At 50.8% G+C, this 14,136-nt stretch carries 11 protein-coding genes; 7 read left to right on the top strand and 4 right to left on the bottom strand.

All coding sequences use genetic code 11. The features are described from left to right. Window positions 1-159 precede the first annotated feature (159 nt). Both gorA and EQV24_RS20705 read right to left on the bottom strand, forming a co-directional pair. Window positions 160-1,512, bottom strand: coding sequence for a glutathione-disulfide reductase (gene gorA, locus EQV24_RS20710; RefSeq protein WP_130626988.1), 1,353 nt, complete (start codon window positions 1,510-1,512; stop codon window positions 160-162). A 71-nt stretch (window positions 1,513-1,583) separates the two neighbouring features. After that, complete coding sequence (locus EQV24_RS20705) at window positions 1,584-2,426, bottom strand: 23S rRNA (adenine(2030)-N(6))-methyltransferase RlmJ (RefSeq protein WP_029883697.1); 843 nt, start codon at window positions 2,424-2,426, stop codon at window positions 1,584-1,586. A gap of 213 nt (window positions 2,427-2,639) precedes the next feature. On the opposite strand from EQV24_RS20705, the gene prlC reads away from it, so the two are divergent. Together prlC and rsmJ are read left to right on the top strand one after the other, a co-directional pair. Further along, the gene (gene prlC, locus EQV24_RS20700) at window positions 2,640-4,682 is read left to right on the top strand and encodes an oligopeptidase A (RefSeq protein WP_013099196.1); all 2,043 of its coding nucleotides are present in this window, start codon (window positions 2,640-2,642) and stop codon (window positions 4,680-4,682) included. 7 nt (window positions 4,683-4,689) lie between these two features. Beyond that, window positions 4,690-5,442 carry a 16S rRNA (guanine(1516)-N(2))-methyltransferase RsmJ gene (rsmJ, locus tag EQV24_RS20695; protein ID WP_044159163.1) on the top strand — a complete coding sequence of 251 codons (753 nt, stop codon included), beginning with the start codon at window positions 4,690-4,692 and terminating at the stop codon, window positions 5,440-5,442. A gap of 91 nt (window positions 5,443-5,533) precedes the next feature. Here the strand turns inward: rsmJ and uspA are convergent, their stop codons facing one another. After that, complete coding sequence (gene uspA / locus EQV24_RS20690) at window positions 5,534-5,971, bottom strand: universal stress protein UspA (protein ID WP_003861223.1); 438 nt, start codon at window positions 5,969-5,971, stop codon at window positions 5,534-5,536. A 282-nt stretch (window positions 5,972-6,253) separates the two neighbouring features. Here uspA and uspB point away from each other — a divergent pair, with 282 nt between their 5' ends. After that, window positions 6,254-6,589, top strand: a complete 336-nt coding sequence (uspB, locus tag EQV24_RS20685) for a universal stress protein UspB (RefSeq protein WP_003861224.1) — start codon at window positions 6,254-6,256, stop codon at window positions 6,587-6,589. Window positions 6,590-6,643: 54 nt separating this feature from the next. Here the strand turns inward: uspB and pitA are convergent, their stop codons facing one another. Then, entirely contained in the window at window positions 6,644-8,143 is a 1,500-nt protein-coding gene (pitA, locus tag EQV24_RS20680; protein ID WP_013099193.1) for an inorganic phosphate transporter PitA, read from the bottom strand. Window positions 8,144-8,371: 228 nt separating this feature from the next. Between pitA and EQV24_RS20675 the strand changes: the two genes are divergently transcribed. The 4 genes from EQV24_RS20675 (at window position 8,372) to EQV24_RS20660 (ending at window position 14,117) form a co-directional block, all read left to right on the top strand. Continuing rightward, entirely contained in the window at window positions 8,372-9,574 is a 1,203-nt protein-coding gene (locus EQV24_RS20675; protein WP_044159598.1) for an NAD(P)/FAD-dependent oxidoreductase, read from the top strand. 142 nt (window positions 9,575-9,716) lie between these two features. Next, window positions 9,717-10,559 (top strand): TnsA endonuclease N-terminal domain-containing protein, encoded by an 843-nt coding sequence (locus EQV24_RS20670; RefSeq protein WP_130626987.1) that lies wholly within the window; start codon window positions 9,717-9,719, stop codon window positions 10,557-10,559. After that, window positions 10,546-12,669: a transposase gene (locus EQV24_RS20665; RefSeq protein WP_130626986.1), complete on the top strand. Its 2,124-nt coding sequence runs from the start codon at window positions 10,546-10,548 to the stop codon at window positions 12,667-12,669. Before EQV24_RS20670 ends, EQV24_RS20665 begins: the two co-directional genes overlap by 14 nt. Further along, window positions 12,669-14,117, top strand: a complete 1,449-nt coding sequence (locus EQV24_RS20660) for an ATP-binding protein (protein WP_001049180.1) — start codon at window positions 12,669-12,671, stop codon at window positions 14,115-14,117. The genes EQV24_RS20665 and EQV24_RS20660 overlap by 1 nt, the downstream gene beginning before the upstream one ends. Window positions 14,118-14,136 lie beyond the last annotated feature (19 nt).

Here is a 14,136-nt window from a genome sequence, read left to right as displayed (position 1 = left end):
GTTCTTGAAGACAGGTTTATCCGGGCGTCTTATAAGCGTAGACATTCGCTTCGGTAGATGGGGAGGAATATGTGCGGTAGATCACTCTTTTCGGAGCATTCGTTTTGCAACGATTTGTGAATGTAAAAAAGAATGCCCCTCAGTGGAGGGGCATCAAGACTAGCGCATGGTCACAAACTCTTCGGCCGCGGTGGGGTGGATCGCCACGGTGTTGTCGAAGTCTTTCTTCGTCGCGCCCATCTTCAGCGCCACTGCAAAGCCCTGCAGGATCTCATCCATGCCAAAACCAATGCCGTGGATACCGATAATCTTCTCTTCCGGACCCACGCAGACCAGCTTCATGCGGCACGGCTGACGGTGCGAGGTGACGGCGGTATACATTGCGGTAAACGCAGATTTATACACTTTCACCTGATCGTCGCCATACTGCTCGCGCGCCTGCGGCTCGGTTAAACCGACGGTGCCGATAGGCGGGTGGCTGAAGACCACGGTCGGGATGTTGCTGTAATCCAGGTGCTCGTCCGGCTTGTTGTTGAACAGACGCTCGGAAAGGCGACGCCCCGCCGCAACGGCCACCGGGGTCAGTTCAACGGCACCGGTGTTATCGCCCACCGCGTAAATGCCCGGTACGCTGGTGTTCTGGAATTTATCGACGACGATATAGCCTTTTGCGTTGGTTCCCACCCCCGTTGCCGCCAGATTCAAATTGTCAGTCACCGGTTCACGGCCAATCGCCCAGATCAGGCAGTCGACGGTCTGGCTGCGACCATCTTCCAGCTCCAGGGTCAGGCTGCCGTCTGCATTTTTAATCACCGCTTTTGGCACGGCGTTGGTATGCAGGGTTGGACCTTCGGTGTTCATCACTTCTACTAAGGTGTCGACGATCAGCGGATCAAAGCTGCGCAGCGGCGCATGTTTACGCACGAACAGGTGCGCTTCAACGCCCAGACCGTTAATCACACCGGCCAGCTCGACCGCGATATAACCCGCGCCCACCACCGCAACGCGCTCTGGCAGGGCTGGCAGTTCGAAGAAACCGTCGGAGTCGATGCCGTATTCGGCACCCGGGATGTTCGGGTGGCTCGGACGGCCGCCGGTAGCGATCAGGATATGATCGGCAGTGATCGTCTCCCCGTTCACTTCGATCGTTTTCGCGTCCACAAAGCGGGCGAAGCCGTGGATCACATCTACGTTGTTCTTACCCAGCACGTTATCGTACGAGGTGTGAATGCGGTCGATGTAGGCGGTACGGCTGGCGATCAGCTTCTCCCAGTCGAAGTGGTTGATCGTGGTGTCAAAGCCGTAATCCGGGCCATACATATGGATGGCTTCACGGATTTGCGCCGCATGCCACATCACCTTTTTCGGTACACAACCCACGTTGACGCAGGTGCCGCCCAGCGCTTTGGCTTCAATCAGCGCACACTTCTGGCCATACATGGCCGCACGGTTGATGGAGGCGATGCCGCCGCTACCGCCGCCGATTGCGATGTAGTCATAATGCTTAGTCATAGCTTTTATCCTTAATCGTGAATTGCCGCGATTGTATACCTGAAATCAATAGTTTCCACCGATGGCTGCGATTACTCTGGCACAATCCAGCTGACGGTGGCGTGACCTGTCCCGGCAGGTACCAGCGTTTTATGCAGCCACGGCAGAACGTTGTTCATCTGCGCTTCGAGCTTCCATGGCGGGTTAATGACAATCATGCCGGAGGCGGTCATGCCGCGCTGGTCGCTGTCCGGACGGACGGCCAGCTCAATCTGCAGGATTTTGCGGATGCCGGTCGCTTCCAGGTCTTTGATCATGCGCTTGATCTGCGCGCGCAGAACCACCGGGTACCACAGGGCGTAGGTGCCGGTCGCAAAACGTTTGTAACCTTCGTTAATGCCGGTGACCACCGCCTGATAGTCGGTTTTGATTTCGTATGGCGGGTCGATCAGCACCAGGCCGCGACGGGAGACCGGCGGCAGTTTGGCTTTCAGCTGCAGGTAGCCATCGGCTTTGTCCACGCGGGCGCGGCTGTCTTTCTGAAACTCAGAACGCAGCAGCGGGAAATCGCTTGGGTGCAGCTCGGTCAATTGCAGGCTGTCCTGCTCACGCAGCAGCTGACGGGCAATCAATGGCGAGCCCGGGTAGTAGCGCAGCTGGCCGTTGCGGTTGAAATGATTCACCACACCAATGTACGGTTCCAGTTCGGCAGGCAGATCGTCCTGCTGCCAGATACGGGCGATCCCTTCGAGATATTCACCGGTACGCTCGGCGTGTTCACCGCTCAGCTGATAGCGGCCCGCGCCTGCGTGGGTGTCCAGATAAAGAAACGGCTTCTCTTTCTCTTTGAGTGATTCGATGATCAGGCTCTGAACGGTGTGTTTGAGGACGTCGGCGTGGTTGCCTGCGTGAAAGCTGTGGCGATAACTGAGCATGGATGAATGTGTTCCGGGTAGTCAACGTAGGCCCGATAAGCGTAGCGCCATCGGGCAAAAATAGAGCGTATCGCCACAGTATACAGAAAAGTTTCCACGGCCGCGAAAGCGCAACGCCCGGCATTGAAATCCTCTACACTTAACCCCATTACTGAACCATATGCACAGCGCCGGATGCGCGCTTCATTCATCAAATTCAACAGGACAGCGTTTATGACCAATCCATTACTGACGCCTTTTTCGTTGCCACCGTTTTCTAAAATCCTCCCTGAGCATGTGGTTCCAGCCGTTACGCAAGCGCTGGACAACTGCCGCGCGGCGGTAGAAAGCGTGGTCGCGCAGGGCGGGCCGTACACCTGGGAAAATCTGTGTCAGCCGCTGGCCGAAGTGGATGACGTGCTGGGGCGTATCTTCTCCCCGGTAAGCCACCTCAACTCGGTAAAAAACAGCCCGGAGTTGCGTGAAGCCTACGAACAAACCCTGCCGCTGCTCTCCGAGTACAGCACCTGGGTCGGCCAGCACGAAGGGCTCTACAAGGCGTATCGCGATCTGCGCGACGGCGACCACTATGCCGAACTGAACACCGCACAGAAAAAATCCGTCGATAACGCCCTGCGTGATTTCGAGCTTTCCGGGATTGGCCTGCCAAAAGAGAAGCAGGTTCGCTACGGCGAAATCGCGGCGCGCCTGTCTGAGCTGGGTAACCAGTACAGCAACAACGTGCTCGACGCCACCATGGGCTGGACGAAGCTGATTACCGACGAAGCAGAGCTGGCGGGTATGCCGGAAAGCGCACTGGCGGCGGCAAAAGCCCAGGCCGAAGCGAAAGAGCAGGAAGGTTTCCTGTTAACGCTGGATATCCCAAGCTATCTGCCGGTGATGACCTACTGCGACAACCAGGCATTGCGTGAAGAGATGTACCGCGCCTACAGCACCCGCGCCTCCGATCAGGGGCCGAATGCCGGTAAGTGGGATAACAGCCCGGTGATGGCGGAAATCCTCGCCCTGCGTCACGAGCTGGCACAGCTGCTGGGCTTTGACAGCTACGCGGACAAATCCCTCGCCACCAAAATGGCCGAGAACCCGCAGCAGGTGCTCGATTTCCTGACCGATCTGGCGAAACGCGCCCGTCCTCAGGGTGAAAAAGAGCTGGCCCAGCTGCGCGCCTTCGCCAAAGCGGAGTTTGGCGTGGATGAGCTGCAGCCGTGGGACATCGCGTATTACAGCGAAAAACAGAAGCAGCACCTCTACAGCATCAGCGACGAGCAGCTGCGCCCGTACTTCCCGGAAAACAAAGCCGTTAACGGCCTGTTCGAAGTGGTGAAACGCATCTACGGCATCACCGCCAAAGAGCGTACTGATATCGACGTCTGGCACCCGGACGTGCGCTTCTTCGAGCTGTATGACGAGAAAAACGAACTGCGCGGCAGCTTCTACCTCGATCTCTACGCGCGTGAGAACAAGCGTGGCGGGGCGTGGATGGATGACTGCGTCGGCCAGATGCGTAAAGCCGACGGTTCCCTGCAGAAGCCGGTCGCTTACCTGACCTGTAACTTCAACCGCCCGGTCAACGGCAAGCCTGCTCTGTTCACCCACGACGAAGTGATCACCCTGTTCCATGAGTTCGGTCACGGTCTGCACCATATGCTGACCCGCATTGAAACCGCAGGCGTGGCCGGTATTAGCGGTGTGCCGTGGGATGCGGTCGAGCTGCCGAGCCAGTTTATGGAAAACTGGTGCTGGGAGCCGGACGCGCTGGCGTTTATCTCCGGCCACTACGAGACCGGCGAACCGCTGCCGAAAGAACTGCTGGATAAAATGCTGGCAGCCAAGAACTACCAGGCGGCAATGTTTATTCTGCGCCAGCTGGAGTTCGGCCTGTTCGACTTCCGCCTGCACGCCGAGTTTAGCCCGGAGCAGGGGGCAAAAATCCTCGAAACCCTGGCTGAGATTAAAAAGCAGGTCGCGGTTATTCCAGGGCCAACCTGGGGTCGCTTCCCGCACGCGTTCAGCCACATCTTCGCGGGCGGCTATGCGGCAGGTTATTACAGCTACCTGTGGGCCGATGTCCTGGCGGCGGATGCTTTCTCTCGCTTCGAAGAAGAGGGGATTTTCAACCGTGAAACCGGTCAGTCGTTCCTCGATAACATCCTGACCCGCGGCGGCTCAGAAGAGCCGATGGAGCTGTTCAAACGCTTCCGTGGCCGCGAGCCGCAGCTGGATGCGATGCTTGAGCATTACGGGATCAAAGGCTGATTGCTACGTGAAGATCTGCTTAGTGGATGAAACAGGCGCCGGAGACGGCGCCTTATCTGTTCTGGCCGCCCGCTGGGGGCTGGAGCATGATGATGACAACCTGATGGCGCTGGTGATGACGCCAGAGCATCTCGAATTACGTAAACGCGACGAACCGAAACTCGGCGGGATTTTTGTCGATTTTGTCGGGGGCGCGATGGCGCACCGGCGCAAGTTTGGCGGCGGACGCGGTGAGGCTGTTGCAAAAGCCGTCGGCATCAAAGGGAGCTATCTTCCGGACGTGGTGGATGCCACGGCGGGGCTGGGGCGCGATGCGTTTGTGCTGGCGTCTGTCGGCTGCCGCGTGCGGATGCTGGAGCGCAACCCGGTGGTGGCCGCGTTGCTGGATGACGGCCTGACTCGTGGCTATGCGGACCCGGAAATCGGCCCCTGGTTGCAGGAACGTTTACAGCTGATCCACGCCTCCAGCCTGACGGCATTGACCGATATCACCCCGCGCCCGCAGGTGGTCTATCTCGATCCGATGTTCCCGCATAAGCAGAAAAGCGCGCTGGTGAAAAAAGAGATGCGGGTGTTTCAGTCGCTGGTGGGGCCGGATCTGGATGCGGACGGCCTGCTTGAGCCTGCCCGTCAGCTTGCAACGAAGCGGGTGGTGGTGAAACGCCCGGACTACGCGCCGCCGCTGGCGGACGTTGCGACGACCAACGCGGTGACCACCAAAGGGCACCGGTTTGATATTTATTCGGGTACGCCGGAATAAAAAAGCCGGGTGGCGGCTTCGCCTTACCCGGCCTACGTTCAGTGCCATTTGTAGGCCCGGTAAGCGTTAGCGCCACCGGGCTTTTTTGCACTTACTCGTCTTCTTCGTCACGCAGCGGAACAATCAGCATATCCACGTGAACGGTATTGATGAGCTGACGCGCTGAGGACATCAGCTTGCTCCAGAAGTCCTGGTGATGACCGCAAACCACCAGGTCCATATCGTATTTCTTAATCGCATCGACCAACACCTGGCCCAGATCGCCGCTACCGCTTAAGGTTTCAGTGATCGGGTAACCTGCGTTGGTGGACAGCTCGCTCAGGGCGTGGTGTGTCTCTTCGGAGATGCGTTTTTGCATATCGCCGAGATTCACGTCGATCAGACCGGTATAAAGGTCGGAGTAATTCACATCAACGTGAATCAGCGAAACTTTCGCGTTGTAAGGGCGTGCCATGGATACTGCTTTATCAACCAGCACTTTGCTCTCCGGGGAGAGGTCTACCGCGATGAGAATGTGTTTGTAAGCCATAGTGTTACTCCTTCCTTAAGTTATCGATGACTAAACAGAAAGCCGTCGTCTGATGCTTTCATTACGGCCCAGTTAAACATATTTTTCAAGCTTTGGTGTTGATAACGATTAACCTTGTGGCAAAAAAATTAACGGATCTCCTACACTATTTAATGAACCGTTCGGATATTAAAACGCGAACCGGATCGACTTTTGGTCATTCTTTCACTGAACTGTCTGTCAGGGCATTGGGGTGCGGTAGCTCAGAAGCCTTGCTTCGTGGGCGGACGCCGGGGAGGATGTATGATTAGCACCGTCGCATTGTTTTGGGCGTTATGCGTAGTTTGCATAGTGAATATGGCGCGCTACTTCTCATCGTTACGTGCGCTGTTAGTGGTACTTCGTGGTTGCGATCCGTTGCTTTATCAGTATGTGGACGGTGGAGGGTTCTTCACCTCGCATGGACAGCCCAGCAAACAGATGCGCCTGGTCGGGTATATCTACTACCAGCGCTACCGGGATCATCACGATGAAGAGTTTATCCGCCGCTGCGAGCGCCTGCGTCGCCAGTTCATTTTGACCAGCGCCCTGTGTGGCCTGGTCGTCGTCAGTATGATTGCCTTAATGATTTGGCACTGAGCATAAAAAAAGCGGGTCAGTTTCCTGACCCGCTTTTTTGTAGCCTTCAGCCGATTAAATCAGCTTCAGCGCAATCCAGTACAACCCACCCGAGAGCAGGATAGACGCCGGAAGCGTAAACACCCAGGCCATCAGAATGTTGGTCACGGTTTTGCGTTGCAGACCGCCGCCATCAACAATCATGGTACCTGCCACGGACGAAGAGAGTACGTGGGTGGTGGAGACCGGCATACCGGTGTAGCTTGCCAGACCGATAGAGACCGCTGCCGTCATCTGCGCGGACATGCCCTGCGCATAGGTCATGCCTTTCTTACCGATCTTCTCGCCGATGGTGGTTGCCACACGACGCCAGCCAATCATCGTACCGATACCCAGTGCCAGCGCGACAGCCATGATGATCCAGATTGGCGCGTACTCAATGGTGTTGAGCATATCGCTTTTCAGTTTCTTCAGCAGACGCTTGTCGTCAGCATTCACGTCTGGCAGCTTCGCGACTTTGTCGGTCACGTCAGAGATGCAGAGCATAATGCGACGCAGCTGACCACGTTGCTCAACGGCCAGTTTGTCGTAGCTTTCGATATCGCCCAGCATGCCTTTCGCACGTTCCAGCGCGTTAATCGCGTTTGCCGGGTGGCAGTGGAACTCGCCCGGCGCGGTGGTCGCACCCGCTTCAGGCGACGGGATCAGCTGGTCAACGCCGGTCGCTTTTTTCAGCAGTTCAGGGTGCTGCTGGAAATAGGTTTCAACGTTATTGACCGCATCACGGGTTCGGGTGATTTCATAACCGGAGGCATTCATGTTAACCACGAAGCCCGCCGGTGCAACGCCAATCAGAACCAGCATCACCAGACCGATGCCTTTCTGCCCGTCGTTCGCGCCGTGAGAGAAGGCCACGCCGATGGCGGAAATGATCAGGGCGATACGCGTCCAGAATGGTGGCTTTTTCTTGCCGTCTTTCTTCTCACGCTCTGCTGGCGTCAGGTGGATACGCGCACGTTTTTTCGTGTTGCTCCAGTAGCGACGCAGGATGAAAATCAATCCACCCGCAACTACCAGACCGACGATAGGGGAGATGATAAGAGAACCGAAAATACCCAGTACTTTAGGCAGGTTAAGCGCATCAACAACCGAGGTACCGGTCATCAGGGCGTTGGTTAACCCGATACCGATAATGGCGCCGATGAGGGTGTGAGAACTGGATGCAGGCAGGCCGAAATACCAGGTACCGAGGTTCCAGATAATTGCAGCAAGCAGCATTGAGAACACCATAGCGAGGCCATGGCCAGAACTTACGTTAAGCAGCAGATCCGTTGGCAGCATATGCACAATGGCATACGCAACGCTCAGTCCGCCCAGAAGGACACCAAAAAAGTTAAATACCGCCGCCATAACGACCGCCAGTTGCGATCGCATTGCGCGAGTGTAGATAACCGTTGCTACTGCGTTTGCAGTGTCGTGGAAGCCGTTGATCGCTTCGTAAAACAGTACAAAAACCAGAGCAAGCAATAATAAAAGCCCGGTATGTAAATCCAGGCCGGCAAACAAATGTAGCATAGGACGTTACGCCATTTTGAGGACATGAACGCGGCGCATTATCCAGGACAAATGCGCGGCGGGCAAAGTGAAATATAGACTTTTTTTGACATACCACCTGATTTGGGAAAAGTGCCTGAAAGGATATTCTTTAAATTTCAATGAAATGGCTTTGTAATATCTTTTTACGCTGGTGTGACCACAGAGGAAACTTTACAATCCGCGGCAGTGAACAACGAGGGTTTTGACGTGGAAAGGTTTGATGCCGTGGTAATTGGCGCCGGTGCGGCGGGTATGTTTTGTGCGGCGATGGCCGGACAGGCGGGTCGTCGTGTGCTGCTGCTGGATAACGGTAAAAAGCCTGGGCGCAAGATCCTGATGTCTGGCGGCGGGCGCTGCAACTTTACGAACCTGTATGTCGAACCTGCGGCCTATCTGAGCCAGAACCGCCATTTTTGTAAATCTGCGCTGGCGCGTTATACCCAGTGGGATTTTATCGATCTTGTGGGTAAGCACGGTATCGCGTGGCATGAGAAGACCTTGGGGCAGCTGTTCTGCGACGACTCCGCGCAGCAGATTGTCGATATGCTGGTGGCCGAGTGCGAGAAGGGCGGCGTGGTAATGCGCCTGCGTACGGAGGTGCTGGACGTATCCCGCGACGAGCAGGGCTATACGCTGCAGCTCAACGGCGAAAGCGTCAGCGCCGATAACCTGGTCATTGCCAGCGGCGGTCTGTCGATGCCGGGACTGGGCGCCTCGCCGTTCGGCTACAAAATTGCCGAGCAGTTTGGCCTGAAGGTGCTGCCAACGCGTGCGGGACTGGTTCCTTTTACTCTGCACAAACCGCTTCTGGAACAGCTTCAGACGCTTTCTGGCGTTTCTGTTCCTTCCGTTATTACCGCCGAAGACGGAACGGTGTTCCGCGAAAATCTCCTCTTTACCCACCGCGGCCTCTCCGGCCCGGCGGTGCTGCAAATCTCCAGCTACTGGCAGCCGGGCGAGTTCGTCACGGTTAACCTGCTGCCGGAGTGCGATCTGGATGCGTTCCTCAATGAACAGCGTGCGGCGCACCCGAATCAGAGCCTGAAAAATACCCTCGCGATGCAGTTGCCGAAGCGTCTGGTGGAGTGTTTGCAGGGGTTAGGGCAGATCCCGGATGTTTCCCTTAAGCAGCTTAACAGCCGCGAGCAGGAGACGCTGGTAGAGACCCTGACAAACTGGCGCGTGCAGCCCAACGGCACCGAAGGCTACCGCACGGCGGAGGTCACGCTGGGCGGTGTCGACACGAATGAGCTCTCCTCGCGCACGATGGAGGCACGCAACGTGCCGGGCCTCTACTTCATCGGTGAAGTGATGGATGTGACCGGCTGGCTCGGCGGGTATAACTTCCAGTGGGCGTGGGCCAGTGCCTGGGCGTGTGCGCAGGCGCTGGCAGATGTCCGAGGACAATAAAGTTGTACACAAAGCACTAAAGTTGTAACCATTCTCAAAAAACGACGCTAATGTTGTATACTTACTGAATGTGTGGTTATAGGGTTGGAGACTATAAAATGCACATATAGGTACGTATCAATGTCGTTTTTAGGGTACGATCATGGCTAGGGGTAGGCGTCTCAAATCCTATTTGGATTATGAAAATGCGCTAGGTGACGGCATAGGAGTGGGCTATGGCCAAAGTTATCAGCCCTGGCTTAGAGCTCAGGACGTTAAATCCCGTGGAAACCGTTCGATAGTCTTTGGCCTTAAGACGTTTCGAAACCATCATCTCCTTTCTTCTGTCGAAAGTAACTTTTTCTATCTGGCTGAGTTTAATGACTCGGTGATTGATATCCGGGAACAATTCCCACTCTTTCCTCTCCGGCTTACCCAACAAATAGCAAATCATCTACATTTTCAACATCCTATGGTGAGGGGAGTAAGAGGAGTACCTGTCGAAGTTCTGAATGTTATGACAACCGATTTTTTACTGACCTTGAGAACTCCTGAAGGCGGACTTCGATACAAAGCTATAGCAGTAAAACATAACGAGAGCATACCTGAACGCGAAGCCCAAAAACTTGAAATAGAGAGGATGTTTTGGCAGTTGATTGATGTTGAGTTTCAAATTTATGTTGGCTCGGAACTCAATAACGTCGTCGGTAAAAACATTTGCTGGGCTACTTCTGTATTAAGAGATGGTTCTGAATTTTATGATAAATATCCTCTTGATAAAATCCTATGGAAGCTTAAACCAGATGTTTATCCCATAGTAGGACTACGTGCAATGATTTCATCAATCTTTGGGGTAGATGCACAAGAAGCGATGATGTTATTGCAGGCAATGATTGGATTAAAAATGATAAATGTTGATTTATTATATCCAATACTCGAAACCGGTCTGATAAAGATAATTTCCAATGACCACTATATAGGACTGAACGCAAATGGATATTATTAGGAATTCAGTCTGGCTCTCTCAAGGCACTGATTTGCTTGCAGAGGGACTTTACCGTGTTTTGGATTTTGACAGAAAGGTCGATTTGTTAATTTTGTTTAAAATAAAATCAGAAAGAACGGGTAAGCCAATCCCTTTCTCATTTTCAATGTTTAAATATTATATTGAATCAAATAGCATAACTTGTAAAGATTATATATATCCTTCATATATGTTAGTAGATGAGAAAGAATTAACAGATAAAGACAGAGGAAGGCGAGATGAAAATTACAATATCATTAAAGATCTTGTAGATGACAGAATGTTTCTGTTCGACTATGCATTACATAAAAAGTCGCACCTTTTAATGGATTACTCAAGAAATAAAAAAATATCACAATATACTATCAGAACGCTTCTGGCGTTGTATTGGCGACATGGGCAGGATATTTATGCATTGCTACCCGCATTCTCGAACTGTGGCGCCGCTGGGAAAAGTAGAATCAAACATGAAATTAAACTTGGGAATTCCAAAAAAAACAGAGCATTACCTAATGAACGATCACGTGTTTTCATTCTTAATGAAAGAGATATAAATAATATTAGAAAATCTCTCATTACGTATCATTATAAAGTTAACGGAGATACGATAAAGAAAACATTAGAGAGACATATTGATTTGTATTTTAGGGATGAAATTAAAACAGCAAACCTAGAAAATAGAGCTCCATATGTTCCTTCTTTAAAACAATTTTCATACTGGAATAAAAAACTCTTCACTAAAGATTTCTCGATAAATAAGAAGAACACGAAAAAAGAAATAGACCTCAAAATGCGGGCGCTTTTAGGTAGTGTGGCTAATACAACTGTTTTGCCGGGTGATGTTTTCGAAATAGACTCAACTGTCGCTGATGTACATCTTATTTCGAGTTTAAACAGACGAAAAGTCATTGGGCGTCCTACTATTTATACAGTGGTGGATCGTGCAACAAGAATGATTGTTGGCCTTCATGTTTCTTTATACCATGCTTCATGGCGAGCCGCCCGACAAGCGTTAGCAAATTGCTTTATGCCAAAAAAAGAATATTGTAGATTATTTGGAATCTCTATTACTGATGATGATTGGCCTTGTTCTCACATTCCATTAACATTGATGTGTGACAACGGGGAGATGATTGGTCTTAAACCTCAGGAAGAGATGACCCCCCTGACAAAACTTGAGTTTGCGCCAGTCGGTAGAGGCGACAGAAAAAGCATTGTTGAACGCTGTTTCGGCATTCTGAATGATGAGGTTATTCATAGGCTTATTGGAACAACACGAAGGGGAAAGATTGTTAAAGGAGAGCCAACACCGCAATCCAGGGCTTGTTTAACGATTCAGGAGGTCACGTCTTTACTGATTCGGGAGATACTTGCACATAATCAGAGAACGTATGAGGAACTGGCTTATATCAATCCCTTACTGATTGAAAATGATCTCGTAATATCACCAAAAAATAGTTGGATGATAAGCTTAAAGCACGGGAGATTCAGCGCAAGAGCCGTTGGGGCCGACGAAGTGATCGCACGATTGTTAATCCCTGTGAACGCTAACATTACCGCCGTTGGGATTCAGTACAATAATCTTTTTTATGAATGTGATCCTGAAATTGCATCAGGTGTCAGAGTATTTGGAAGAACCACTTGTGAAGCAAGAATAGATGACAATTGCGTAGATTATATATATGTAAGATTTGACAAAAATAGCATTTTCAAAAAACATTACCTACTTAAGAAAAGAGATGTATTTAAAGGGAAAGCTCATCTTGATACAGATGTAATGGCTGATTGGGTAGATACTCAAAAAGAAATTAATTTATTTACTCTGGATTCGCTCAGCAATATCAATAATAAAGATGAATTTAACAGGAAAGGTAACGAAAGATTAAATGAAATATACGAATCTCGCCGGGTACATGGTAAAGATATTAAAAAGAACAGGAAAAATGAACTTGATTCATTAGGGCGAACTCATGTTGCTAATGGAAGATCTGAACCCCTACTTCCTTCATCCAGTAATGTTCTGCTTTTGCCTGGCCGGGAGGAGAAACAAAGATGGTTAAAAGGTAAGAAGAAGACTGAGGACGCAGAATAATGAATCTTATACGGCGCGTTTCAGCGATATATAAAGAACAGGAGTTACCTGAGTATCGTGGCAATCCCTTAATTGAAGCACTTCCTGAAGCGCTTACGGAAGATGAAGTACTTCTGGAAATGAGTTATTTCCCCGAAATTGACGAAAAAATCCGCTGGACTGCCCCGGCGAATGTTAGAGAGCAGTATGTCGAACGTATAAAGAAATTCCGTTGCCCTCAAACCAATCTTATCCAGGCTTATAAGATGATCTTACGGGCACTTAGGGAAAGCTATGCAGCTCGTAATCCTTTAAAAAGCGGAACAATTCAATATCTTCATTACTATGGAAATGAGCGTCCTGATATTGAGCCAGAAAGTGGATATTTTAAATCCCAGGCTGAAACTATTACGATAGTTGGAATGAGTGGTTCTGGAAAAACTACCATGATTGAGCAAGTCATGGATCATTTCCCTCAGATTATAGAACACAGCAGCTATAAAGGAGTTTTTCCCGGCTTCAGTAAGCAAATTGTATGGGTAAAGATTAATTGTCCATACAATTCAAGTGTGAGAGACCTTTGTGAAGAGATTTTACAAAAATTAGATGATGCAATTGGTATTGAACGAACTACACCTGAGATTAGAAATGGTGCTCTGGCTCGCCAGATTGCACAAAGAATTAAATCATCATTTTTGGGTATCCTTGTTATTGATGAAATGCAGAGGCTTAAATTTTCAAGAACCGGGGGTGAGAGTAAGTTGATTGATTTTTTACATGAAATTGTAGATTCCATGGGGGTATCTATGGTTTTTTGTGGAAATCATCCTTTTGACGAGACGCTGACAAAGAAAATGAGAATTGCCAGGCGGGCAGAGTCTGGTGGTTACATGAAAATTAAGAATGTTAGATACGATTCACAAGACTGGCAATCGTTTATTCATTATTTATGGCCATTACAATGGACAAATGTTGAAACTCCATTAAATGATGAGTTAAACGAAAAATTATTCATTTTATCTAAAGGCAATATTGGATTGGCTCAGATGATTTATCGGGGGGCACAATTAAAGGTTATCGGTAGCGGCAATGAAATCATCACTGGCGCAGTCTTGTCGGCCTCTGTACCGGTACTCGTGAGTCATACGGAGGAATATAAGGATACTCCACTCCCGGGGGCCGCGACTGAAGATGAGGAAGCTAAATGGCTCTCTGCATCTAATGAGGGTGATGCTTCGGCTAAAATCATGGCAGAGAAGTCCCTAAAGTCTTTGATCCCTGGGGATATAGACAGGCCACAGCACAAGGAATTCGTAGGAAAAATAGACGAGGTTTTGCGCAATTTCGACGAGAAAATACTGTCTCTTGACCACGATCTTGTTATCAACAGAACAGCTGAAAAGAAAAATACCTACGATGCTCTTCAGCGTTGCGGGCTTATAAATATAGATCCACTTAATAAATTGTAATGAGGTAACAGTTCGTAAC

It is taken from the genome of Enterobacter sp. A8 (genome assembly GCF_004296595.1).
Classification (GTDB): domain Bacteria; phylum Pseudomonadota; class Gammaproteobacteria; order Enterobacterales; family Enterobacteriaceae; genus Enterobacter; species Enterobacter cloacae.
This window is presented reverse-complemented; position numbering and strand designations above follow the sequence as displayed.